The 23,794-nt window shown below is 50.8% G+C and carries 22 protein-coding genes and 1 riboswitch; of the genes, 20 read left to right on the forward strand and 2 right to left on the reverse strand.

The genetic code is table 11. From position 1 onward, the window contains the following. Positions 1-109 precede the first annotated feature (109 nt). Entirely contained in the window at positions 110-4,090 is a 3,981-nt protein-coding gene (locus KJS57_RS05320) for a discoidin domain-containing protein (protein WP_244861403.1), read from the reverse strand. Between the two features lie 416 nt (positions 4,091-4,506). Here KJS57_RS05320 and fur point away from each other — a divergent pair, with 416 nt between their 5' ends. The 16 genes from fur (at position 4,507) to KJS57_RS05400 (ending at position 19,177) form a co-directional block, all read left to right on the forward strand. Then, on the forward strand, positions 4,507-4,983 hold the full coding sequence (gene fur, locus KJS57_RS05325) for a ferric iron uptake transcriptional regulator (RefSeq protein ID WP_211019558.1): 477 nt from the start codon (positions 4,507-4,509) through the stop codon (positions 4,981-4,983). Positions 4,984-5,152: 169 nt separating this feature from the next. Continuing rightward, the gene (locus tag KJS57_RS05330) at positions 5,153-5,389 is read left to right on the forward strand and encodes a DUF4227 family protein (protein WP_211019557.1); all 237 of its coding nucleotides are present in this window, start codon (positions 5,153-5,155) and stop codon (positions 5,387-5,389) included. Between the two features lie 31 nt (positions 5,390-5,420). Continuing rightward, positions 5,421-6,419: a site-specific tyrosine recombinase XerD gene (gene xerD / locus KJS57_RS05335; protein WP_306434200.1), complete on the forward strand. Its 999-nt coding sequence runs from the start codon at positions 5,421-5,423 to the stop codon at positions 6,417-6,419. Positions 6,420-6,488: 69 nt separating this feature from the next. After that, the gene (deoB, locus tag KJS57_RS05340; RefSeq protein WP_213654012.1) at positions 6,489-7,676 is read left to right on the forward strand and encodes a phosphopentomutase; all 1,188 of its coding nucleotides are present in this window, start codon (positions 6,489-6,491) and stop codon (positions 7,674-7,676) included. An 18-nt stretch (positions 7,677-7,694) separates the two neighbouring features. Next, a complete protein-coding gene (locus KJS57_RS05345) occupies positions 7,695-8,522 on the forward strand; it encodes a purine-nucleoside phosphorylase (RefSeq protein WP_211019554.1) in 828 nt (275 codons plus the stop codon). Between the two features lie 21 nt (positions 8,523-8,543). Next, the gene (locus tag KJS57_RS05350) at positions 8,544-9,875 is read left to right on the forward strand and encodes a pyrimidine-nucleoside phosphorylase (RefSeq protein ID WP_213654073.1); all 1,332 of its coding nucleotides are present in this window, start codon (positions 8,544-8,546) and stop codon (positions 9,873-9,875) included. Between the two features lie 243 nt (positions 9,876-10,118). Continuing rightward, on the forward strand, positions 10,119-11,315 hold the full coding sequence (locus KJS57_RS05355) for a D-alanyl-D-alanine carboxypeptidase family protein (protein WP_244861404.1): 1,197 nt from the start codon (positions 10,119-10,121) through the stop codon (positions 11,313-11,315). Between the two features lie 89 nt (positions 11,316-11,404). Continuing rightward, complete coding sequence (gene spoIIAA / locus KJS57_RS05360) at positions 11,405-11,758, forward strand: anti-sigma F factor antagonist (protein ID WP_211019552.1); 354 nt, start codon at positions 11,405-11,407, stop codon at positions 11,756-11,758. Next, on the forward strand, positions 11,755-12,207 hold the full coding sequence (spoIIAB, locus tag KJS57_RS05365) for an anti-sigma F factor (protein WP_211019551.1): 453 nt from the start codon (positions 11,755-11,757) through the stop codon (positions 12,205-12,207). The genes spoIIAA and spoIIAB overlap by 4 nt, the downstream gene beginning before the upstream one ends. A gap of 11 nt (positions 12,208-12,218) precedes the next feature. Continuing rightward, positions 12,219-12,974 carry an RNA polymerase sporulation sigma factor SigF gene (gene sigF / locus KJS57_RS05370; RefSeq protein WP_211019550.1) on the forward strand — a complete coding sequence of 252 codons (756 nt, stop codon included), beginning with the start codon at positions 12,219-12,221 and terminating at the stop codon, positions 12,972-12,974. Between the two features lie 159 nt (positions 12,975-13,133). Then, a complete protein-coding gene (gene deoD / locus KJS57_RS05375) occupies positions 13,134-13,841 on the forward strand; it encodes a purine-nucleoside phosphorylase (protein ID WP_211019549.1) in 708 nt (235 codons plus the stop codon). 533 nt (positions 13,842-14,374) lie between these two features. Next, positions 14,375-15,022: a stage V sporulation protein AA gene (locus KJS57_RS05380; RefSeq protein ID WP_213654014.1), complete on the forward strand. Its 648-nt coding sequence runs from the start codon at positions 14,375-14,377 to the stop codon at positions 15,020-15,022. Beyond that, positions 15,019-15,444, forward strand: coding sequence for a stage V sporulation protein AB (locus KJS57_RS05385; RefSeq protein ID WP_211020935.1), 426 nt, complete (start codon positions 15,019-15,021; stop codon positions 15,442-15,444). The genes KJS57_RS05380 and KJS57_RS05385 overlap by 4 nt, the downstream gene beginning before the upstream one ends. 27 nt (positions 15,445-15,471) lie before the next feature. Further along, entirely contained in the window at positions 15,472-17,118 is a 1,647-nt protein-coding gene (locus KJS57_RS05390) for a spore germination protein (RefSeq protein WP_373316802.1), read from the forward strand. A gap of 107 nt (positions 17,119-17,225) precedes the next feature. Next, positions 17,226-18,557 carry a diaminopimelate decarboxylase gene (gene lysA / locus KJS57_RS05395; RefSeq protein ID WP_213654016.1) on the forward strand — a complete coding sequence of 444 codons (1,332 nt, stop codon included), beginning with the start codon at positions 17,226-17,228 and terminating at the stop codon, positions 18,555-18,557. Between the two features lie 182 nt (positions 18,558-18,739). After that, positions 18,740-19,177, forward strand: coding sequence for a peptidylprolyl isomerase (locus KJS57_RS05400; protein ID WP_211020932.1), 438 nt, complete (start codon positions 18,740-18,742; stop codon positions 19,175-19,177). Between the two features lie 92 nt (positions 19,178-19,269). Here KJS57_RS05400 and tlp read toward each other — a convergent pair whose 3' ends face one another. Then, positions 19,270-19,488, reverse strand: coding sequence for a small acid-soluble spore protein Tlp (tlp, locus tag KJS57_RS05405; protein WP_211020931.1), 219 nt, complete (start codon positions 19,486-19,488; stop codon positions 19,270-19,272). A 169-nt stretch (positions 19,489-19,657) separates the two neighbouring features. Next, positions 19,658-19,855: riboswitch (FMN riboswitch) on the forward strand. A 272-nt stretch (positions 19,856-20,127) separates the two neighbouring features. On the opposite strand from tlp, the gene ribD reads away from it, so the two are divergent. Genes ribD through ribH form a run of 4 tightly spaced genes read left to right on the forward strand, consistent with a single transcriptional unit; the run spans position 20,128 to position 23,735 of the window. Further along, the gene (ribD, locus tag KJS57_RS05410; RefSeq protein ID WP_213654017.1) at positions 20,128-21,255 is read left to right on the forward strand and encodes a bifunctional diaminohydroxyphosphoribosylaminopyrimidine deaminase/5-amino-6-(5-phosphoribosylamino)uracil reductase RibD; all 1,128 of its coding nucleotides are present in this window, start codon (positions 20,128-20,130) and stop codon (positions 21,253-21,255) included. A gap of 18 nt (positions 21,256-21,273) precedes the next feature. After that, positions 21,274-21,957, forward strand: coding sequence for a riboflavin synthase (locus KJS57_RS05415; RefSeq protein WP_213654018.1), 684 nt, complete (start codon positions 21,274-21,276; stop codon positions 21,955-21,957). Between the two features lie 27 nt (positions 21,958-21,984). Continuing rightward, the gene (locus KJS57_RS05420) at positions 21,985-23,229 is read left to right on the forward strand and encodes a bifunctional 3,4-dihydroxy-2-butanone-4-phosphate synthase/GTP cyclohydrolase II (protein ID WP_211020928.1); all 1,245 of its coding nucleotides are present in this window, start codon (positions 21,985-21,987) and stop codon (positions 23,227-23,229) included. Between the two features lie 38 nt (positions 23,230-23,267). Then, the gene (ribH, locus tag KJS57_RS05425; RefSeq protein WP_280520359.1) at positions 23,268-23,735 is read left to right on the forward strand and encodes a 6,7-dimethyl-8-ribityllumazine synthase; all 468 of its coding nucleotides are present in this window, start codon (positions 23,268-23,270) and stop codon (positions 23,733-23,735) included. The last annotated feature ends 59 nt before the right edge of the window (positions 23,736-23,794 follow it).

The following is a 23,794-nucleotide window of genomic DNA, read 5'->3' on the forward strand; positions in this document are numbered from 1 at the left end:
TCGTTAGTTTAACAAGCAAATATTATAGAAATGGAAGTTCCGCAAATTGGGAACTTCCATTTTTATAAGTCATATCAACATTAAACTTTAACAGAGACAAATTAATAAATCACCAGTTATTCCCTGACACTCTGATTACGTTGAAATTAGGGCTCTTGTTTTCACCGTAAATCGCTGTAATCCCCGGATTATTGATTTTTACATTGGTAAAGCTCGCTGACCCTACCGCCGGTCCTTGCCCGTCTTCCGCCTTGGCTACCAGTTTGATGCCATAGCGGGTCGGGTTATTGATCGTGATATTCTCCAGGCGGATATTTTGCATCGGGAGGTTTTCCGGAGACTTGGACTGGAACATCAGCCCGAAATATACCGGATTGTTGATGTCCACATTTTTCACCAGGATGTTCTTAAGGTCTCTGTCGCCGCCATGGAACCAGATGGCTCCGAAGTTTTGGTAATCGTTTATTTTGTCATCGGCACCGTTGCTGGTCCAGAAATCACCGCCGGTACGGTCTAAAGTCACTCCGTCGATGACGGTATCCAGCGCTCCAAACCCTAACGTATTATAACCGAAGCTCAAGCTGCTGATGGTAACGCCGGGGTAAGTCAGCGTATCCGCGCCGTACAAGTTTTGGAACAGGTTATCTTGACCGCCATAAACGGCAAAAGCTGCCGCGCGTCTGACGTTGGTGGCTGTGAGATTAGTATATTTATTGCCGACATTGTACGAGCCGCCTGCATCGACCGCGCTAAATAAGGCAAAGGAATCGTCTCCGGTTCCCCGGGCATAGTTGTTATCGATAATATTGTAAGAAGATCCGTTGGTCATATTGATGCCGTCGGCGAACATATTTTTAATCCGGTTGTTTTTAAAAGTATTATGTGAAGAATTCACTCCCCAATAAAGACAAACGAAATGCTCGGCCCAGACGTTATCGATGGTAACGTTCTGCATGCCATTCCCGTCAATGAATTTGCCCGGTCCGTCCTGCCTGTAGACATAGTTGCCCCAAGCGGACAGATTCTTGATGGTAGAGCCGTTGGCGGCGGAGCTAATATTAAAACCGACATCGGTGTTTGTTTGATTCTGAGGGGCTGTCAGCTTTGTATGCCAAGGACCCGCGCCAATGATTTCAGTGGCTCGACCGTATAAAAAGATTTTTGACGAAATCGTCCATTCGCCGGCCGGAATGAAAATTCCTTTCTTGCCGGGATCTTGCCGGAATTCGTTCAGCGCTTGCTCAATGGATTTCGTCCCGGAAACCTGGACGTATTTATCCGGATCCGGATTTGAAGCTGGCGGGGCGACGTTTTCCGTTTCGATCATATCCACATAAATCCATGGGACATCGCCGGCGTCCTTCTGGATTTTGATTTTGGTCCCGGCCGGATAGACCTGGTCAAGCAGCAACTGGGCATCTTCGTAGAGCCAGTAAGCTTTGGAGCCTGAATTTTTGTATCCGAGATCCCCAAGCGTGCTGGGGGTTGCGTAGAGATAGGAGAATTTCGATGTGACGGTAAAGTTTCCTTTGTCGATGCCGTCTGCATAAATGCTGATCGTTCCGGTCGTGTTTTCCGCGACGGCGTTGCGAAGAACGAAGGCGTTAGCCGGCGAGGTGAGCGTAAATTCCACATATTCACCAGGGGCATCCAAATAAACGGCTGAACGCCCGGATGCTTCCCCGGCAAAGTCGCCCGGCGTAAAGTTCGGAGCCAGCTTTGTCCCGTTCGTGCCGTTTGAGGAGACTTCTGCTTCAAGGATGGTAAACGGCATATTTGCACCTCGACCGGAATATAAACTGGCCGTGCCGATGTTATTACTTTGCTTGATGGCCGCTTCGTTTGCATCGCTCGCGATCGTTGTTGTCACCGTATAGCTGCCGTTGACGGCAGTCCAGGTGCCCATAGTGACGTTGGCGGACGCTCCCGCAGCCAGAACCCCGTTATAGGCCCCGTTAAAAGTTTGAACCGTATTGCCCTCTCCGTTCTTTAATACGGTTGTAATGCTGTGGGCTCCGCCGGCGGAAGCGATATTCCCTTGGTTTTTGAGGTTCACGGTGAAGGTAACGGTATTGCCCGCGCTTGGATTACTCGGCGTCCATGAAGTTGTTCCGATCAAATCGGAGCTTTGAACCGAACCGACTACGAGCGGGGAGGAATGGGTGTAATTATTATTCGTGTTATCGATCTCAGCGACGACGTTGCTTTCGTCTGCTTTGGCGATCACTTCATAAGAACCGGCGTTCCGGGGTCCGACGTTGGCTGAGACAACGGTAGATGTCCCCGCGGCGAGCGGGCTGACGGAAGCCGTTCCGGCCAAGGAGCCGTCCAGATAAAAGTTCACGTCCGTTGCCGAGGCAGCCGCTGTGCCGATATTTTGGACGGTGGCTTGCAGCGTAATGCCGTCGGTTTCACTCGGAGAAGCAGGGGACCAGGAGATGCCGGTGACCGTTAGATCCGGGTTTGGAGCCGGTGTACCGAAGATCTGGAATTCGGCGACTTGTCCGGCTGGAGCTCCGGAATTGGCCGTAAACCGAAGTTGCAGGCTGCTCGCCGTCGCATTGACGGGAATCGTCACTGTATTTTGCGAAACAGGATTAAATGTATAAGAAGCGGAGGAGACCAGATTATTGAAAGTCGTGGAATTTTGGGCATGTCCAAGCACTTGAATACTCTGTGTGCGCGTTGACCATGAGCTGGCGGGATTGAGCTTGATTACGATCTTACTCACATTGGCATTGGCTCCAAGGTCTACGGTAAGTGTGCTTGGATGTCCGCTGCCTTCCCAATAAGTGCTTGTATCGTTGTCGTTGGCATTGGCCGCCACAAAGGTGAAGGTGGAGGAAGAGGCGGTAATCGGCTTGCCGATAGCAAGGTTCTTCTCAGTGCCGTTGTCCGACCCGTTGCGCGTTACTGAGTTGCTTGGAGAGGATGCGTTGCCTGCGGCATCTTTGGCGATTACGTAATAGGTGACAGTCGCGTTTGGAGGTTGCTGGTCCGTATACGTCAGCGTAGAAGCGTTGACGCTGACGCGGAGCTGGTTGTTTGCGAATATGTCATATCCGGTAACGCCGACATTGTCGGTAGCCGGGCTCCAGGAGAGTTGAACAGTTTCCGAAGTTGGTTGTGTGTAAGCGAGATTGGATGGAGCCGTCGGTGGCTGATTATCGGCGGGGGTTCCACCCGGTGTGAAATTGATCCAGTTAATATTGAAATCGTATCCGCTGGCATAAATGCGCAACGTTTGCGGCCCGGCACCAAGCGCCACGGTGGCCGTAACGGTTTGCCAATTTTGCCAGCCTCCGGTGTTCGGGATCGCTGTGGTAGCTAGCGTCGTTCCGCCGGTTTGGAGTTGAATCTCACCCGTGCCTGAGTTACTGGCTACCCGATACTCAACGGTGTAGATACCTGCGGTTTGCACGTTTACATTATAGTCCAGCCAATCGCCGGTGTGGATCCATCCCACATTAAGGCCGCCGCCGCTATCCCCGGTAGGCTCGGTTTCGATTCCGTTCATCCCGCTGTAGTTTTCCGCTTCGATCTTGCCCGGAATAACCGATGCCTCGGCTTGCAAAGCTCCGTAGACTTCCAGTTCGGAGAGCTGCGCCGCCGGCCAGCCGGTATTGGCGGTTACGCTGATCCGCACGTAGCGTGCGTCGGTTGCCGGGAAATCGACAGTCGACTTATTCTCGCTGCTTGGATCGAACGTATAGCTGGCCGCTGGCCTAAGATCCGTGAAGCTTGTTCCGTCTGTGCTGCCTTGTACGGACAGGGTTTGCGAACGGCTCTCCCATCCGGCCGGAAGTTTAAGTACAACCTGGTCAATTCGGATTGTGTTGCCAAGATCGACCTGTACCCATTGCGGAAAGGCATTGTTCGTGCTCTCCCAGTACGTACCTGAGTTACCATCAGTTACATTGGACGCAGCATATACATCGGCATGTCCGGATTCAGCCACCGGTTTGCCTGCGGCCAAATTGGGGCCGCCTGCTGCGTGAACAGAAGCGGGTGACCCTAAAGAGACAAGGAACGATCCGGCAAGCATAGTTACGATGCAAACCCACGCGATAAAGACTCTTTGGCTTTTCACGATGTTATTCTCCTTTCATATTTAAAATAACTTTGCAGCTTAAACTCCAACACTAAATTCCATCACCACCCTTATTTACATTTTCACTGACTAAATTCCAATGTAAGCGATACCATAAAACTTCAAATCCCTCCTTCTATTATTTTAAAATAAATCATTTACATAAATATCATAAATCGGGAGAGGATGCCAAATATAGTAGTGATTCTATTGAAAAGATGTGCAAGATTAAGAATCTTGCAGTGAAGTAATTCATAGAGAAACTTCTTTTGCCAAATTTATTTTCCTAGCTTCGGCTTGGACCAGCTTTACATCCGGCGCAGGCTCCAGTAAATGTTTGACTTTGTTGATTCGGACCCCCTATAATGAAAGAAGTGATTTATAGCGCAAGTTGCGGCAATCCTGGGGGGGAGAACATGGAAGCAAAGATCGATAAAATTAAACAGCAGCTGCAATCCCACGGTTATAAATTGACGCCCCAACGGGAAGCCACGGTTCGAGTTCTGCTAGAAAATGAAGATGACCATCTCAGCGCGGAAGATGTATTCATGCTGGTAAAGGATAAGGCTCCCGAGATTGGCCTGGCTACCGTATACCGGACGCTGGAGCTGCTTAGCGAGCTTCATGTGGTTGAGAAGATTAACTTTGGGGACGGGGTTGCCAGATATGACCTGCGTACCGATACGACCAAGCATCACCACCATCACTTGATTTGCGTGCAATGCGGGGCGATGGACGAAATCCGTGAAGACTGGCTGGGTCCATTAGAGGAACGGCTGGAGAAGGAATTCAATTTTACGGTGCTTGATCATCGTTTGGATTTTCAAGGCATTTGCTACCGTTGCAAAGACAAGAACGGGGATCAGCCGGGTAACGGCGGCAAGAAATCATAATAACATGAATGCAAGCTCCGAACGGCCGGACCGTTAGGGGCTTTTTTTAACGTGCTCGAGGGATCTTCAAAACCTGCATATACACCTAGCTCTCTTTATATACTGTTACAAATAGTGTCCAGGCTCCTATTGCAATGATAGGAAAATGGGTAAAGAAAGAGGGAGAGTTATGGTTATCTCGGTTCGCAGAATGCTGAGAACTCTGAAATATTTGCTCGTTTTTGTCGCATTGGCCTATACTTTATATAAAGGTCTGGGATTACTTGATGCGTATGTTTATCCCTTGGATAAATACCGGGTACCGGACGGATCCGCCGTTAAAGTGTTCCTTGCCGGGAGTGCGGAGGGCCATGAAGCGGAAACGATGGCAGAACGGTTAATCCTGTTTTTTTGGTACGGGGAATAGCGACTTTGGCAGCAGGGAAATGAGATCATGTGTGGAATTGAACAATAGAGTGCCACGGGTAAGACATCATTCGACGTTACGAAAGGAGGCGCTGAACATAGAACGATATGCAGCCTCTTTTATTTCATATTTGGCCGGGCAAAAAGATTTAAGCAACTCGACACTGGAAAGCTATAAACGTGACATACGCCAGTTTCTGGACTATTTGCACGACAAGGAAACCGAAGATTTACGGGAAGTTACCAGAGCGGGAATTCTGCTCTATTTCTCCGCGCTTCGGGAAGAGGGCAAGGCCCCGGCAACGATTACGAGGATTTCCGTGGCGTTGAAGGCCTTTTTTCAGTTTCTTCTCCAAGAGCGGGTCATTGATCAAGATCCACTTATTGCAGTTAAAATGCCGAAATTCGACAAAAGTCTGCCGGCTGTGCTAACGGTGGAAGAAACGGAGCTACTGCTCCGTATGCCGGACTGCAATCACCCACTAGGGCTTAGGGATAAAGCCATGCTTGAATTGTTGTATGCTACCGGAGTCCGGGTGAGCGAACTGATCTCGCTGAATATGGAAGATATCGATACGAATGTCCGCTTCTTACGCTGCTCAGGGGATACAGGCAAAGAACGTATCTTGCCATTTGGAATAGTGACCGCGGATTGGGTGGGCCGATATTTGCGCGAGGTCCGGCCTGGCTTAGGCCCGAGCGGACCGCAAGACCCCTTGTTTCCAAACCGTTCCGGAGGGAAGATGAGTCGGCAGGGCTTTTGGAAGGTGATTAAGAAGTACGGCGTTGCGGCGGGGATATCCAAAGAAATTACGCCGCATACGCTGCGGCACTCGTTCGCTGTCCATTTGCTTGAAGGCGGGGCGGATGTTCGTTCGGTGCAGGAGATGCTCGGACATGCCGATCTTGCCACGATCCAGATGTACCTTAATCATACCCGTCCCAATATCAAAACGGTTTATGATCAATTTCATCCAAGAGCCAAGGGCAGCGTTGAAGCTTGGACCGGTCAATCGTCAACATCGCAATAAGCCGGGAAAGAGAATGGATTTGGGACAAGCAGGGATAACTAACAAGCAAAGATTGAAGGAGTGAAAGACATGCATAATGAGAACGGCTTCGATAAAATTACCGTGATTGTGCTGGACAGCGTAGGTATCGGGGAACTGCCCGATGCTGATAAATTCGGGGACAAGGGTTCCCATACCCTGGGTCACATTCTGGAGAAGGTGCCCGGCACTCGTCTGCCCAATATGCAGAAACTCGGCCTCGGAAATATAGCGGAACTTCCCGGACTTGCTCCGGCGGAGCAACCGGCGGCCTATTTTGGGAAAATGGCTGAGGTTTCGTCCGGCAAGGACACGATGACAGGCCATTGGGAACTGATGGGCCTTAAGATCGAAACTCCGTTCCAAACGTATCCGAACGGTTTCCCGCGCGATCTGGTTGCCCGGTTTGAACAGGAAACGGGCCGGAAAATGATCGGAAACAAGCCGGCTTCGGGAACGGAAATTTTGGACGAGCTCGGCGAAGAGCATATGAAAACGGGAGCGTGGATTGTCTATACCTCCGCAGACAGCGTGTTTCAGATCGCAGCCCATGAAGAGATCATTCCGCTGGAGGAATTGTACCGGGCGTGCGAAATTGCCCGCCGGTTGACGCTCGAGCCGGAGCACTCGGTTGGACGCGTCATCGCGCGGCCTTTTGTCGGAGAGCGGGGAGCTTTCAAGCGGACGCCAAACCGTCATGATTATGCGGTAAGCCCGCCTGAACCGACTGTCCTGAACGCTTTGAAAAATGCGGACAAGGATGTGATCTCCGTTGGGAAAATCAATGATATTTTCTCCGGCGAAGGCATCACCGCTTCCTATCCGACGAAGAGCAACAGACATGGTATCGACGAGACGATTCGCCTAATGGGCGAATCGTTCAACGGCTTGCTGTTTACGAATCTTGTCGACTTTGATTCCTTGTATGGGCACCGCCGCGATCCGGAAGGTTATGCGCGGGCGCTGGAGGAGTTTGACGCTTCGGTTCCGGATTTGCTGGCGCAAGTCGGCGAACGCGATCTGCTCGTTATTACGGCGGACCATGGCAATGATCCGACGCACTCCGGCACCGATCATACACGTGAATATGTGCCGTTGCTCGTTTACGGAAAAGGGTTGTCCGCACCGGGAAGCCTTGGCGTCAGAGCGACCTATGCGGATTTGGCGGCGACGATCGCCGATAATTTCGGCGTACATGCCAGCGAGCACGGAAAGAGCTTTTTGCAGCTATTGAAATAAGAAACGGGAGAGATGACGATGACTACGATACTCACGATTGGCATGATACGGGAAGCTGCGGATTATATCCGCTCAAAAACGAAAACCACTCCAAAAGTAGGGCTGATCCTCGGATCGGGGCTTGGCGTGCTTGCGGACCATATTGAAGAAGCAACAAGCATTCCTTACCACGAAATCCCTTATTTCCCTCAGTCCACCGTGGAGGGACATGCCGGTGAATTGATGATCGGCACCTTAAACGGAACTCCAGTTGTTCTAATGAAAGGCCGTTTCCATATGTATGAAGGATACGGCCCGGAATTGACGGCTTTTCCAGTCCGGGTTATGAAAGAACTCGGGGTGCAGACGCTGTTGGTTACGAATGCAGCGGGCGGGATTAACACGTCCTTCCAGCCGGGCGATCTCATGCTGATCTCGGATCATATTAATTTGACGGGGACCAGCCCGCTCATTGGACAAAACGATAATGAACTGGGTCCTCGTTTCCCTGACATGTCGCAAGCCTATAGCCGCAGACTGCGGGAATTGGCCCGTAAAACGGCGGAGCAGAACGGGGTTCCGCTTCAGGAAGGCGTTTATGTGGGGTTGCTTGGCCCATCGTACGAAACTCCGGCTGAAATCCGTATGCTACGCACTTTAGGCGGTGACGCGGTCGGCATGTCGACGGTATCGGAAGTTATCGTTGCAAGACATGCGGGCCTCGAGGTGCTTGGAATTTCTTGCATCAGCAATATGGCGTCGGGAATTTTGGACCAGCCTCTGTCCCATGACGAAGTTATGGAAACTACAGACCGTGTCCGGGAGAAATTCCTGAGCCTGGTGCTCGCGATTATTCCTGCAATGTAATTACGGGAGGTGAGGATGAAGATGAGAGCAGTTGATCTGATCCGCAAAAAGAGAGACGGCCAAGAGCTAAGCGGCGAAGAGATCGGTTACCTGGTCAAAGGCTACAGTAACGGAGAAATCCCGGATTATCAAATGGCAGCCTGGGCAATGGCCGTTTACTATCAAGGGATGAGCGCCCGGGAAACCGCCGATTTAACGCTGTCCATGGCCGCGTCCGGAGACATGATCGACCTCAGTTCCATTCATGGAATCAAGGTTGATAAGCATTCGACCGGCGGTGTTGGGGATAAGACAACGATCGTCATTGGTCCCCTTGTGGCGGCAGCCGGGGTACCGGTCGCCAAAATGTCAGGCCGGGGTCTCGGTCATACCGGGGGCACGATCGACAAGCTGGAGGCGATTAGCGGCTTCTCCGTGGAACTGGGGCAGGAGCAGTTTTTCCGCCAGGTGAACGAGATCGGTCTTTCCGTGGTCGGGCAAAGCGGAAATATGACTCCTGCCGACAAGAAGCTGTACGGCCTGCGCGATGTAACGGCTACAGTGGATTCAATTCCGCTGATCGCCAGTTCGGTCATGAGCAAGAAAATCGCTGCGGGTGCGGATGCGATTGTGCTTGATGTCAAGACCGGCAGCGGCGCGTTCATGAAAACGCTGGACGATTCGATCCGGCTGGCCAAAGCTATGGTCGATATCGGCACCCAGGTTGGACGCAGCACCATCGCTGTCATCAGCGATATGGATCAGCCGCTTGGCTATGCGATCGGCAATGCGCTCGAAATTCAGGAAGCGATTGCGACGCTGCGCGGAGAAGGGCCGAAAGACTTGGAGGAAGTTTGTCTGATTCTCGCCTCCCATATGCTCGTTCTTGGCGGCAAGGCAGAGACGGAAGAAGCTGCACGGGCGATCCTTCAGGAGAAGCTGGCCAGCGGAATTGCGTTGGACAGACTGAAAATGTTGGTAGAAGCCCAAGGCGGGGATATCACGCAAATCGAGAACCCCGAACTATTGCCACAGGCCGAGCTTCAAGTGGAAGTGAAGGCCGAGAAAGGCGGCTTCGTCGAGTCGATTCAAGCTGAAGAAATCGGCATTGCGGCGATGCTCCTCGGAGCTGGTAGGGAGACCAAGGATTCGGTGATCGATTTGGCGGCAGGCCTTACGCTTCGCAAGAAAATCGGCGATCCGGTCGAGGTCGGCGAAGTGCTGGCGGTTCTTCACTTGAATACTCCGTACGAGAGTCGGCTGGAAGAGGCGAGCAGCAAGGTGAGAGAAGCTTACGGAATATCCGAAGACAAGGTGCCTCGCAGACCGCTAGTGTTTGCGTTGGTAACGCCGGAAGGCGTTCGGAGATTTTAGCGGAATAAGGGGCTTTAAGCAACACAGGTTCGTGGATACAAAGGTGCGGGAGTGAAGTTACTCCTGCGCCTTTTTTTATGCAAATTTTTATACATAGGCGGTTGAACCCATCTTAATTTCTCTCACTAGCTCCCCTTTCGTTCAACTAAACTCTTTAATGATCCCTATCAGGAATAATATGACAAGAATTAGCCCATACTAGGTTAGCAGAATCCTGATTTTTATTGAAAAGGGGGACTAATGTTGAAAAAGCGGTTGTTAATTGGATTTACAGCATTGATTCTCGCGTTCCAGTTTTGGCCTGCCACCGGGTTTGCCAATCACGGAGGACCGCATGAGGAAGTCGCGGCAGACGAGATCGCATTGGCCGGGAACGCCCTATCCGCCGTTTTAATCGATGCGGATACGGGGACGGTAATCTACGAGAAAAAGAGTCATGAACAGCTGCCACCGGCCAGCATTACCAAGATCATGACGATGCTGCTTACGATGGAGGCCATTGATAAGGGCAAGCTGAAGATGACCGACAAAGTTATGGCAAGCGAATATGCCTCCTCTATGGGCGGTTCGCAGATCTTTCTGGAGCCTGGCGAAGAAATGACGGTCGATGAATTGTTAAAAGGCGTAGCGATGGCTTCCGGCAATGATGCTTCAGTCGCGCTTGCCGAGAAGATCGCCGGTACGGAAAAGGCGTTCGTTCAGATGATGAACGACAAGGTGAAGGAGCTTGGGCTGAAAGACACCCATTTCTCCAATTGCAACGGATTGCCGGCGGACAATCACTATTCGTCCGCGCATGACATTGCCATGATGAGCCGGGAGCTGCTGAAATACGAGGGCATCACCAAGTATACCGGTTCCTATCAGGACTACCTCCGTAAACAATCCGAGAAACCGTTCTGGCTGGTGAATACGAATAAGCTGGTCCGGTTTTATAGCGGGGCGGACGGTCTGAAAACCGGGTACACTTCGGAGGCTAAATTTTGCCTGGCGGCAACCGCCAAACGGGACGGACTCCGGTTGATAGCCGTAGTTCTCGGGGAACCGAACACGAAGACACGGAACAGCGAAGTATCCGCTATGTTCGACTATGCATTTTCCCAATATGCCCTGCATCCGATCTACAAGGCAGGCGAAATTATCGGCAAGGTTAAAGTGACTAAAGGAGAAGCTTCCCAATTGGAACTCGCTGCTTCCAAGACGATGAGCGTGCTCATCAAGAAGGGAACCGAGCCGGGTTCGATTACGCAAAAGCTGGAAGCACCGGAGAAACTGGCCGCACCGGTTAAACAGGGGCAAGTTATCGGCAAGCTGGTTGTCTATCAGAACGGGGAAGCGCTGACGGAATTTGAACTGAAGGCGGCTTCCGACGTCAAAAAGGCCGGCTGGTGGACTATGTTTAAACGAACGGCCTCTCATTTGTTTTTTGTAGATTCGTAGCGGTTTTCTTCTAGTTTTGTCACAGGGGAGGAATCCACAACCGGGTTGTAGAATTGTTGTGTTCATGTCAGGGAGGAGAGTGAACAGACGTGAATTTGAAAATGGAAATGGAAAGACACCGGGAAACACTTGTAGTTCGTTTAGTCGGAGAGCTGGATCACCATACGGCGGACGATGTCCGAATGACTTTGGATGAAGAGATCGGCCGCGGGATCTGCCGCCATCTTGTTCTCAGCCTCGAGTCTTTGCAGTTTATGGACAGCTCGGGCATCGGAGTGATTTTGGGCAGATACAAGCTGATTAAACAAAAGGGCGGCCGTATGGTCGTTTGCGGGGTAAATCCGCCGGTCTACCGGCTGCTTGAGATGTCAGGTCTGTTCAAGATCATGTCCGTCTACGAGAACGAGAGCACCGCTCTTTCGGAATTGGAGGTCGCCCTATGAGTCAGACCGACCGCAATTTCATGACGCTGCAATTTGCCGCTAAGTCGGAGAATGAATCGTTCGCCCGCGTGACTGTCGCTGCCTTTGTGTCTCAATTGGATCCGACCATGGATGAAATCACCGATTTGAAGACGGTGGTCTCCGAAGCGGTCACCAACTCCATTATTCATGGATATGACGAAGATCCGGAAGGTATCGTTACGATCTCCGCGTCTATCGAAGGAGATACGGTGACTCTCGTGGTGGAAGACAAGGGCAGGGGGATCGAAGATCTCGAGTTAGCCAAGCAGCCGTTGTTTACGTCGAAACCGGAGCTGGAGCGGTCCGGCATGGGTTTCACGATCATGGAGAATTTTATGGATGAATTTGATGTCACCAGCGAGATGGGCGGGGGTACTTCCATCCGGATGAAGAAGAGGATTGTATCTAAGAAAGCTTTGTACAATTAGGGGTTGGAGCTATGGATGCCGAAGTGAAGCAAGCCTCGAGAGAGTATTTGGACGACACGGAAGTGAAGCGGTTGATTGCTCTGAGCCAGAACGGGGATTCCGCGGCCAGAGACCGGCTTGTAAACTGCAACATCCGGCTGGTTTGGTCAGTCGTGCAGCGTTTTATGAACCGGGGTTACGAGCCTGAAGATTTGTTTCAGATCGGATGTATCGGACTGCTGAAATCGGTCGATAAGTTCGATCTCAGCTATGACGTGAAATTTTCAACCTATGCGGTTCCGATGATTATCGGTGAAATCCAGCGCTTTTTGCGTGACGATGGTACCCTTAAGGTAAGTCGCTCGCTCAAAGAAATGGCGAACAAGGTACGCAAAAAGAAAGACGAGCTGTCTAAGCTGCTGAATCGGCTTCCTACTGTAAAGGAGGTGGCCGCAGAGCTGGGAGTCACCCCGGAAGACGTCGTGTTTGCCCAGGAGGCGAACAAGCCGCCGGCGTCCATTCATGAGACCGTATTTGAAAATGACGGGGATCCGATCACGCTGATGGATCAAATCGCCGACGAGTCGCAGGAACGCTGGTTCGATAAATTGGCGCTCCATGAAGCGATCGACGGATTATCGGAAAGGGAAAGGCTGATCGTATATTTGCGGTATTATCGCGACCAGACTCAATCCGAAGTTGCCAACCGGCTTGGTATCTCGCAAGTACAGGTATCGCGGCTGGAGAAGAAAATTTTGCAGAGCATTCGCGACCAGATCGCGCAATAGCACCAATTTTACAGGATCCCCTTTAAGCAGATCGTCGCAATAAGCGGCGGTTTGTGAAGGGGATTTTTCAGCGTCAATGACCGGATATACTCGCAAGGAAAGAGGACATCTTATATACTAGAAGTAGATTCGCCATCTAAAACAGAAGGAGATCATAACATGAGCGTACATATTGCAGCCAAACCAGGCGAGATCGCAGAAACTATTCTTTTACCGGGGGATCCGCTCCGGGCCAAGTATATTGCCGAAACGTATTTAAGCGACGTGATTTGTTATAACGAAGTCCGGGGGATGCTTGGATTCACGGGCACCTATCAAGGAAAAAGAATCTCTGTGCAAGGCAGCGGGATGGGAATTCCGTCCATTTCGATTTATGCGAATGAACTGATTCGGGATTACGGAGTGAAGAACCTGATTCGCGTCGGCACATGCGGAGGCATGCAGGAGCATGTCCATGTCCGCGACGTTATTCTGGCTCAAGCTTCCTGCACCGATTCCAGCATGAACCGTCATGTGTTCGGCGGCTTCGACTTCGCTCCGATTGCGAGCTTCCCGCTATTGAAAGCGGCTTATGACCGCGGGGTGGAAAAAGGATTGAAGCTGCATGTCGGGAATATTTTCAGCTCGGACATGTTCTATAGGGACGATACGACCGTGACTCAACTGCTGATGAAATACGGCGTGCTTGGCGTAGAGATGGAGACGACCGCACTATATACTCTGGCCGCCAAATATGGAGTCAATGCGTTGACTATTCTGACTGTTAGCGATCATTTGCTTACCGGTGAGGAGACCACTTCGGAAGAACGGCAAACTACCTTTAACCAGATGATGGAAGTTGCTTTGGATACAGCTGCAGCGCTATAAGGCAACGGGAATTCCACGAATATCAAAAAAAGCACCGCCGAGGTGATCGGCAGTGCTTTTTTTCGTTGTTTAACTGCATCCTATTCTCCCAGGACCTTTAGAACCTTCGGTTCAAGTAAACTATGCTATCAGAGTACTTGAGCTCGTATAAGAGTTCGCTTAGGGAGCCTTCCCCCTGCTTAATTAACTGTAAGTCCTACATCTATTTTTACTCCAAATGCTACCTAGGCTAATTTAACTGTAAAAGCTACAGCTATTTCAGAGGATTTAGGCCATTCCGAGCTGAAACCGCTGAATTAACTGTACATTTTCCAGTTATTTAGCTCGAATGAGCTCATTTCACAAATATAACTGCAGGTTTTACAGTTAAGTTGTTGTCGATTGAATAGCTCTGAATAGCAAAGAGGACTGCCGAAGGTATCGGAGTGCTCTTCTTTTCAATTGTTCAGCTTATATAGCGGAGCCCCTCGAAGAGTAAATCGCAGGCGGGCTTGGCATACTATGGGCAATACGGCAGTAAAGGGGTGTCCATTATGGAGAAAGGGACGATCTCTCCCGTTTATCTGCGCCTGCGCAAGCAGGTAAAGCTTCCGATTGGCGCACCTGTCCGGTTGGGGGATATTGCGCGCATACTGGCCGATCCCCGTTATGAAAAGGAGCTCCTTGGGCTCATCATGGACAGGCCGGAGTATAGCGACGGTAACTTGATCGTCATCGACATGCTTCAGGTCATAGCTTGCATCCGTCGAAAGTTCCCTTCGCTGAAGGTTGAAGTGTTGGGGGAACCGCATGTTCTCGTTGAAATGATAACCCGGGAGAAAAAGCCTTCCATCTCTCTTTTTGTTCTCGTCTGGCTGCTTCTGTTTTTCGGTGCCGGTCTGACGATCATGAATTTCCACGCCGATGTCAGCATGCCCGAGGTCCAGGTCCGGATCGTAGAAATGATTACCGGGGAAAGGGACGAGCATCCTTATTTATTTCAAGTGGCATATTCTGTCGGGCTCGGGCTTGGGATGATCATCTTTTTTAACCATTTGTTCAAGAAAAAATGGAATGAGGAACCTACCCCTCTGGAAGTGGAAATGTATCTCTATCAGGAAAATTTGAATCAGTACGTGATTGCCGAGGAATACGAAAAAATGCGCCGGTCCGAAGCGCCTGGAGAGGAGAAAAGGCATTGACTCCAACGCTCTCCCTGATCTTTTCTATATTCTTCGGACTGGCGGGAGGCATTGCGGTCGGAGGCGGGGTGATTGCCCTTTATATCGTGCTGGACATGATTCCGCGTCTGGCCCAAATCACCAGATCCTATGACAAGGTTCACTGGTACGAGGGAGCGATGGTATGCGGCTCATTCCTCGGTACGATCGCGGATTTTTGGAACTGGAACATTCACGGTCCCTGGATAGGAACCGGTGTGGTCGGCCTGTTCAATGGCATTTTCGTCGGCATGCTGGCAGCCGCGCTTACTGAAGTGCTCAATGTGCTGCCGATATTGGCCAAAAGACTGCATATGCAAAAGTATTTGCTCGGGCTCCTGATGGCGATGGTGTTCGGAAAGGTAGCAGGATCTTTATTTGAATGGTTCGTGTACAGGCGTTAATACAGTTAAGGAGGTATGTCAGCGATGATGGATCACGAACGGGGTGGAACAGGGCAGGAGGGGCAATCCCAGGATATTCCGGAATTCATGCCCGGAACCGGAGAGTTTGCCTGGCCGGAGGATGAAGATCAGGCGAAAGAGGACCGGAGGCATAAGGTGGAGGGCGAACGATCGGATTCCGTAAAGGAGTCGATCCAGTATTGGCAGAAGAACGACAAGATCAGCCGCAGTTTGACCACGACTAAGAAAACGCTGGAGGAAGTCGTCGGCCTCGGTCAAGGTTTTGATGTCGTTTTCCGGGAAATGACTTTTGGCGGTAAACGAACGGGTCTTTTTTTTATCAATGGATTTGCCAAAGATACGATAATGCAGGAAATCATCAAGCGATTGACCTACTTGACACCGGAAAATCTGACGACAGGTGCGCTTCGATCCTTCTTCGATCTTTACATCCCGCATATTCAAGTGGAAAAAACGGAGCATCTCAGCTCGGCGGTTAACAATGTGCTGATCGGCATGAGTGTTCTGTTTATTGAAGGCGAACAATCGGCCATTGTCATGGATACTCGTTCTTACCCGGTCCGCAGTCCGGAGGAACCGTCGCTGGAAAGAGTTGTTCGTGGCGCTCGTGACGGTTTTACCGAGACGCTGCTGACGAATGTAACGCTTGTACGGAGAAGGCTCCGCGATCCCGGCATCAAATTCGAAGCGATGAAGGTGGGACGGCGAAGTCAAACCGATGTTTGTATCGCATATATTGACGACATTGCGGATAAGGTACTCGTGGATGCTGTGAGAGAGAAACTCAAGGGCGTTGAAATGGACGGTATTCCCTTGGCCGACAAGCAGCTTGAGGAAGCGATCGTGAAAAAAGGGTGGAATCCCTACCCGCTGGTCCGTTATTCCGAACGTCCGGATGTGGTCGCTTCCCATCTGATGGAGGGCCGGGTCGTCATCTTCGTCGACACCTCGCCAAGCGTCATGATTTTGCCGACAACGTTCTTCGATTTATGTCAGCATGCGGAGGAAAACCGGCAAACCCCGTTCATGGGCACCTATTTGCGCTGGGTGCGTTTCTTCGGAATCTTTGCCTCCTTATTTCTGCTTCCGATATGGATGCTTATGGTAATCCATCCGGAGCTGAAGCCGGCGATGCTGGATTTCATCGGCCCGCAAAAAATGGCCAAAATCCCGATTATCGCCCAGTTTTTACTGGTGGAATTCGGGGTCGACTTGATGCGGATGGCAGCCGTACATACGCCGACTCCGCTCGCCTCAGCCATGGGTCTGATCGCGGCGATCCTCATAGGCGATATCGCCGTTAAGACCGGCCTGTTCGTGAACGAAGTCGTGCTATATATGGCTGTGGCCGCCATCGGGATGTTTGCGACGCCGAGCTACGAGCTCGGACTTGCCAATAGGGTTGTCAGGCTGATCATGCTGGTACTGGTTGCCATATTCGGCGTACCTGGCCTTGTAGGAGGAGTCACGGCGTTCATTATTTTCCTCAGTACCCAACGTTCGTTTAACTCCTCTTATTTGTGGCCGTTTATTCCGTTTAATGCAAAGGCGATGGCTGGAATTCTGATCCGGGTTCCGGTGCTTACCTCGAAGCAAAGACCGTCCTTCACCAAGACGCGAGATAATACCCGTATGCCGCGCAGTGAGAGATGAATTGGGCGTGTCCAGAAAAAAACACAAATGATAATCGAAAAAATCCATTTTTCAGTTCGCGGGTTGTTTGATATACTGGTGAAAATTGAAAGTGGAGGACTGCATAGATGTATTTACATGGTACCAGCAAAATCAATCCTAAAGGACATCTGGAGATCGGCGGCGTCGACACGGTCGAGTTGAAAGAAACTTACGGCACCCCGCTGTATATCATGGATGAAGCGCTCATCCGGCAAAGATGCCGTGAATATATGGAAGCGTTCCGTGCTTCGGGATTGTCGTTTCAGGTGGCCTATGCCAGCAAAGCATTTTGCGTGATGGCGATGTGCCGTCTGGTCGAGGAAGAAGGACTGTCCCTCGATGTCGTTTCAGAGGGAGAATTGTACACCGCCCTCGAGGCTGGCTTCCCTGCAGAGCGAATCCATTTTCACGGGAACAACAAGACTCCTGAAGAGCTTGAAATGGCGATTCAGGCCAATATTGGTTGTTTTGTCGTTGATAATTTTACTGAAATTCATATGCTGCAGGCGTTGGCCGCAGACAAAGGACTCTCGGTTAATATTCTCCTGCGCGTAACCCCTGGAGTGGAAGCTCATACGCATGAGTATATTTCTACGGGCCAGACGGATTCGAAATTCGGTTTCGATATCGGTAACGGATCTGCATTTGAAGCGGTAGAGCTGGCTTCACGCAGTTCGAATCTTCGTCTGCTCGGTTTGCATTCCCACATCGGTTCGCAAATTTTCGAGGTGGAAGGCTTCCAACTGGCGGTAGAACGTGTGGCCGAGTTCGCTCTTCAAGTTAAAGAAAAACTGGATGTCGTATTCAAAGTGATCAACCTGGGCGGAGGATTCGGAATCCGCTATACGGAAGAAGACACGCCTCTTCAGGTTTCGGATTATGTAAAAGCGATCACTGATGCCGTAAAATCGTCATTTGCAAGCGCATATCCGCAGCTCCCTGAAATTTGGGTGGAACCGGGCCGGAGCATTGTCGGAGATGCCGGTACGACGTTGTATACCGTAGGAACGAGCAAGGATATTCCGGGTGTTCGTAAATACGTGTCCGTCGATGGCGGAATGACGGATAATCCGCGTCCTGCATTGTACGACTCCAAGTATGAAGCTATGTTGGCGAACCGCAGCTTGGATGCTGCCGAAGAAACGGTATCCATTGCAGGCAAATGCTGCGAAAGCGGGGATATGCTGATTTGGGATTTGGAGCTGCCTAAAGTGAATTCGGGCGATTTGCTCGCCGTTGCATGCACGGGCGCGTACAACTATGCTATGGCCAGCAACTACAACCGGATCCGTCGTCCGGCGGTCGTATTCGTTCAAAACGGGCAAAGCGATCTTGTCGTAAAGCGTGAAAGCTTACAGGATATTACTTCCTGCGACGTGATCCCCGAGCGGATTGCAAAGCAGCCGTCGTTCAAGTAAACGGAACTGAACTGTGAAATACAAGTGTAACAGCATCATACGACTGGCCGGGAGGCCGGATTGGATGATGCTGTTGCATTTTTTTTTGCGCCATATTTTGCTACGGACGTCATTTCATAGTACACTTGAAGAGGTTTGTCTGAAGTTAATACGATGATAATTCGAAGAAGGAAGTGACCCATATGAAAAAAGGGAAAATTGTTTTGGAAAAAGGCGGAGAGGTTGAAATTCAATTTCTGCCCGAAGAAGCGCCAGGAACGGTAGCCAACTTCGAAAAGCTGGCGAATTCCGGATATTATAACGGCTTGACTTTCCACCGCGTTATTCCGGGCTTTGTTGCTCAAGGCGGATGCCCGGTCGGAAACGGTACGGGTGGCCCTGGCTACACCATCAAATGTGAAACGTCGACTAACACGACAAAGCACGAGCGCGGCGTATTGTCCATGGCTCATGCAGGCAAAGACACCGGCGGCAGCCAGTTCTTCATCGTGTACGAGCCGCAGCCGCATTTGAATGGCGTCCATACGGTATTCGGCAAAGTAACTTCCGGCATGGAGCTTGTCGATCAGGTTCGCCCTGGCGACAAAATGAAAGAAGTTACGGTTTGGGACGAAGCGTAATTGAAATAGAATAGAATCAACAACAATAACCCCTCTGAAGGATTACTCCTCAGAGGGGTTTCGTATTGCACGATTTTGGCATACTTTAACTGTTAGTGGTCTGCCGCTTCGTCCTTAACCTCTTCGCGGAACCCGCGAATGCTGTCGAGGCGCCGGGCGTTCTTTTCCTCTATTTGGTGTTTTTCTTCGCCGGAAATTTCGTCGGCATGCTCACTTAAATAATCCTGGCCTTCCCGGAAATTTTGAATCGTATTTTGAATGCTGGACTGTAGTTTTTCAACATTATCAGAGCGATCATCAGGTTTTGCCACGAATGAATTCCTCCTAATGTAGATGAAATTTTTATTGAATTAACGGGTGTCGGAGTTATTTTCGCTCAGAGACGGAGTTTTTATTCCCGGACGGAGGCGGGAGCAATGTCCTTGATTTTTTTAGGGGTTAGTGATAACATTCGGGTTGCAACAAATAATTAACTGAATAGCATTCCTTCGGGGCAGGGTGAAATTCCCTACCGACGGTGATGGCTGGCTTCGATGATCGAGGCATCCTTTTACTGGATGTGATTTGAATCGGAGCAAGCACGAGTCCGTGACCCGTATGCGAGCTTAACCAGCAGCATATGGCTGAGCCGGTGTGATTCCGGGACCGACAGTATAGTCTGGATGGGAGAAGGAGACGCGGAACGCATGGGGTTCAATGAATGTTTAGACACGCCATGTGTTCAAATACAGGAAGCAGTTCTTAAAGTAATTGTTTTCACAATGTCATATTTGCGTTGGGAAAATATTGCTTTATGAGGACGGCAGACGTTTGATTTGTCATGCATCAGCTTTGACATCTTCTATTTGCGTTTGCTTGCTTTATTCGCGTACATACATTTCTCTCAATTTACCCTGCCGGAATGCTCCGGCGGGTTTTTTTACATTTTCGCAAGGAAGGAGGACATTCAATTGAACAATATCAACGACGAGTATTATATGGGACTGGCGATTCAAATGGCGGAACGATCCCAAGGCCAGACGGGCATCAATCCGGTCGTCGGGGCGGTTGTGGTAAAGGAAGGCGCGGTCGTTGGCTTGGGTACGCATCTCAGGCGCGGTACGCCGCATGCAGAAGTACACGCTCTTAATATGGCCGGCGAAATGGCCGAAGGCAGCACGGTTTATGTAACTCTTGAGCCATGCAGTCACCATGGGTTGACACCGCCTTGTTCCGAACGCTTGATTCGGGAAAAAGTGGCACGGGTCGTCGTTGCCAGTGAAGATCCCAATCCGCAAGTGGCGGGACGGGGAATACGGAGCTTGCGGGAAAATGGGATCCAGGTGGATGTCGGCGTTCTCCGCGAAGAAGCAATTAGGTTCAACAAGGCATTTATCAAATTTATTACAACAGGGCTTCCTTACGTCACGATCAAAACCGCAAGCACGCTGGACGGCAAAATAGCTTCGAGAACCGGAGACAGCAAGTGGATTTCGAACGAAGCAGCAAGGGAGATGGTCCATACGATGCGGCACCGGCATCAGGCCATCATGGTCGGGGTCGGAACTATCATAGCTGATGATCCGCAGTTGACAACCCGGCTTCCGGTGCCGGGGCTGTCACCGGTTCGTATTATCGTCGACTCGCAGCTGCGGATCCCGGAAAGCGCCAGAGTGCTTAACGACGGCGCAGCTCCGACAGTCCTTCTAACGACGGATAAAGCTGACCCGGACAAGGTGCTTGCTTTGCGTGAGCGGGGGATTAAGGTCATTCCGTGCGGCGAGGGACCGAAGGTTGATTTGAAATTGGCTATGGCAAAGCTTGGCGAGCAGGAGATTTCATCCATTCTCGTAGAGGGCGGGGGGAGATTGAACGGCTCTTTGATTCAAGAGCAATTGGCCGATCAAGTTGTCATGTTTTTTGCCCCTAAGCTGATAGGAGGGCTCGAGTCTCCCGGGAATTTTATGTTTGACGGTTACAGCCTGATGAAAGACGCAGTTCATTTAACCGATTTGGAAGTGGAGCAAATGGGGGATAATGTGTGCATCAAAGGAACACCTGTCTGGTCAGGCGCTACTAAGGAAGGACTCAAAATTTAGGAGTAAGGAGGGGAGCTTATGTTCACCGGACTAGTAGAGGAGATCGGGACAATAAAATCGGTTAGCCGCAAAGGAGAAGCGATGGTCCTTGGCATCTCGGCCAGCGTGGTAACGGAAGGCTTGAAGCTGGGAGACAGCATCTCCGTCAACGGAGTTTGCCTGACGGCCACCTCCTTTGACTCTTCTTCTTTTGCTGTCGATGTGATGCCGCAAACTTACCGCCACACGAACCTCAAGGATTTGAAGCCGGGTAGCCGGATCAATCTGGAACGGGCCATGGCGGCAGGCGGAAGATTCGGCGGCCATCTTGTTCAGGGGCATGTGGACGGAATAGGGACGATTATCCGGGTCCGCAAAGATCAAAATGCGGTCGTATATGAGATTGAACCGGCAGAATCGTCCATGTTCAAATATATAATTCCCCAAGGATCGATTACGGTTGACGGAATAAGTCTTACTGTAGTGCAGACTTCGGGCGGGCGGTTCTCGGTATCCATAATTCCTCATACTCTCGCCGAAACGGGGCTTGCATTCAAACGTCCCGGCGATACGGTAAATATGGAATGCGACGTCCTGGGCAAATATGTGGAGCACTTGCTCAAATTCGGAAGGGCCCAAAACGGAACTGCTCAGGACGACGAATCGGAAGATAGTAGAGGCGGCATCAATCTTGCGTTCCTCTCGGAGCATGGATTTGCGTGAAGAAAGTTGAGAGTGGAGGGGATTTAGATGAGTGATAGTGATATCCAGTTGGACCGCGTTGAGGAAGCGATTTATGAATTGATGCGCGGAAAAGTGATTATAGTCGTCGACGATGAAGATCGTGAAAATGAAGGGGATTTCGTTGCGTTAGCCGAGAAAGCTACGCCCGAAGTCATCAATTTTATGATTACTCAGGGGCGCGGGCTGGTCTGTCTGCCGATTACGCAAGAGCGTGCCGATGAGCTTGAATTACAACCGATGGTAGCGCAAAACACCGATTATCATGGGACAGCCTTTACGGTTTCCATTGACCATAAAGACACTACGACGGGGATTTCCGCGTATGAACGTTCCCTGACAGTACGCGGGATTATGGACCCCGAGGCCAAACCGGCCCATTTCCGCCGTCCGGGTCACATGTTTCCGCTGATCGCCAAGAAGGGCGGCGTTCTGCGGCGGGCCGGCCATACGGAAGCCGCGGTGGATCTGGCGCGGATGTGCGGAGCATATCCCGCAGGAGTCATCTGCGAGGTGATCAAGGAGGACGGAACCATGGCTCGGCTCCCCGACCTTATGGAGATCGCCAAAACCTTTGATCTCAAGCTGATCAGTGTCAAAGACCTGATTCATTACCGTAATGAAAAGGAAAAGCTGGTCAACCGGGAAGTCGAGGTTCGTATGCCAACGGATTATGGGGAATTCCGGGCAATTGCCTACACAAACGACGTCGATACGAAAGAGCATGTCGCCCTGGTAAAAGGGGAAATCGGCGGAGACGAACCGGTGCTGGTGCGGGTGCATTCGGAATGCCTGACGGGAGACGTATTCCATTCGCATCGCTGTGACTGCGGGCCGCAGTTCGAAGCGGCGCTGAAACAGATCGAACAGGAAGGCAGAGGGGTATTGCTCTATATGAGGCAAGAGGGACGCGGTATCGGTCTTATTAACAAACTGAAGGCCTACAAACTCCAGGAGCAAGGCCTGGATACCGTGGACGCCAACCTCAAGCTTGGTTTTCCGGCCGACCTGCGCGATTACGGCATCGGTGCCCAGATATTAAAGGATCTTGGCGTTCGCCAAATCCGTCTGCTTACCAACAACCCGCGCAAGATCAAAGGGCTGGAGGGTTATGGCCTGGAAGTGGTGGAGCGCGTACCGATTCAAATGGAGGAAAATGAAGATAATTCCGGTTACCTTCATACTAAGCAATCGAAGTTGGGGCATTTGTTGAAATTCGATGACCTGGAGCAAAACGAGTCTTCTGAAATATAAAATAATAATTTCCTAATAGTGGAAGGATGGTATTCAAAATGATGAATGTATATGAAGGAAATCTAGTATCAAACGGCTTGAAATACGCGATTGTAGTTGGACGGTTCAACGAATTTATTACCAGCAAGCTGCTGGGCGGAGCGCTGGATGCGCTGAAGCGCCATGGCGTTAAGGACGAAGAGGTCAGCGTAGCTTGGGTGCCAGGTGCATTCGAAATTCCGTTTGCGGCACAGAAGCTGGCGGAAAGCGGAAAGTATGATGCAGTGATCACGCTGGGCACCGTCATTCGCGGTTCAACTTCGCATTATGACTATGTATGCAACGAAGCGGCTAAAGGCGTTGCCGCGGTCGGACTAAAAACGGGAGTTCCTACTATCTTCGGCGTCGTGACTACCGAAAACATTGAACAGGCGATCGAACGTGCCGGCACCAAGGCCGGGAACAAGGGATGGGATGCCGCAATGGCAGCCATTGAAATGGCGAACTTGACGAATCAGCTAAAATAGTGCTTATTTAATGTAGTACCCTTCTTTTTCGGGGTACTGCATTTTTCTTTTATAAGCTA

The sequence above is a fragment of the Paenibacillus vini genome (assembly GCF_018403325.1).
Taxonomy (GTDB): Bacteria; Bacillota; Bacilli; order Paenibacillales; family Paenibacillaceae; genus Fontibacillus; species Fontibacillus vini.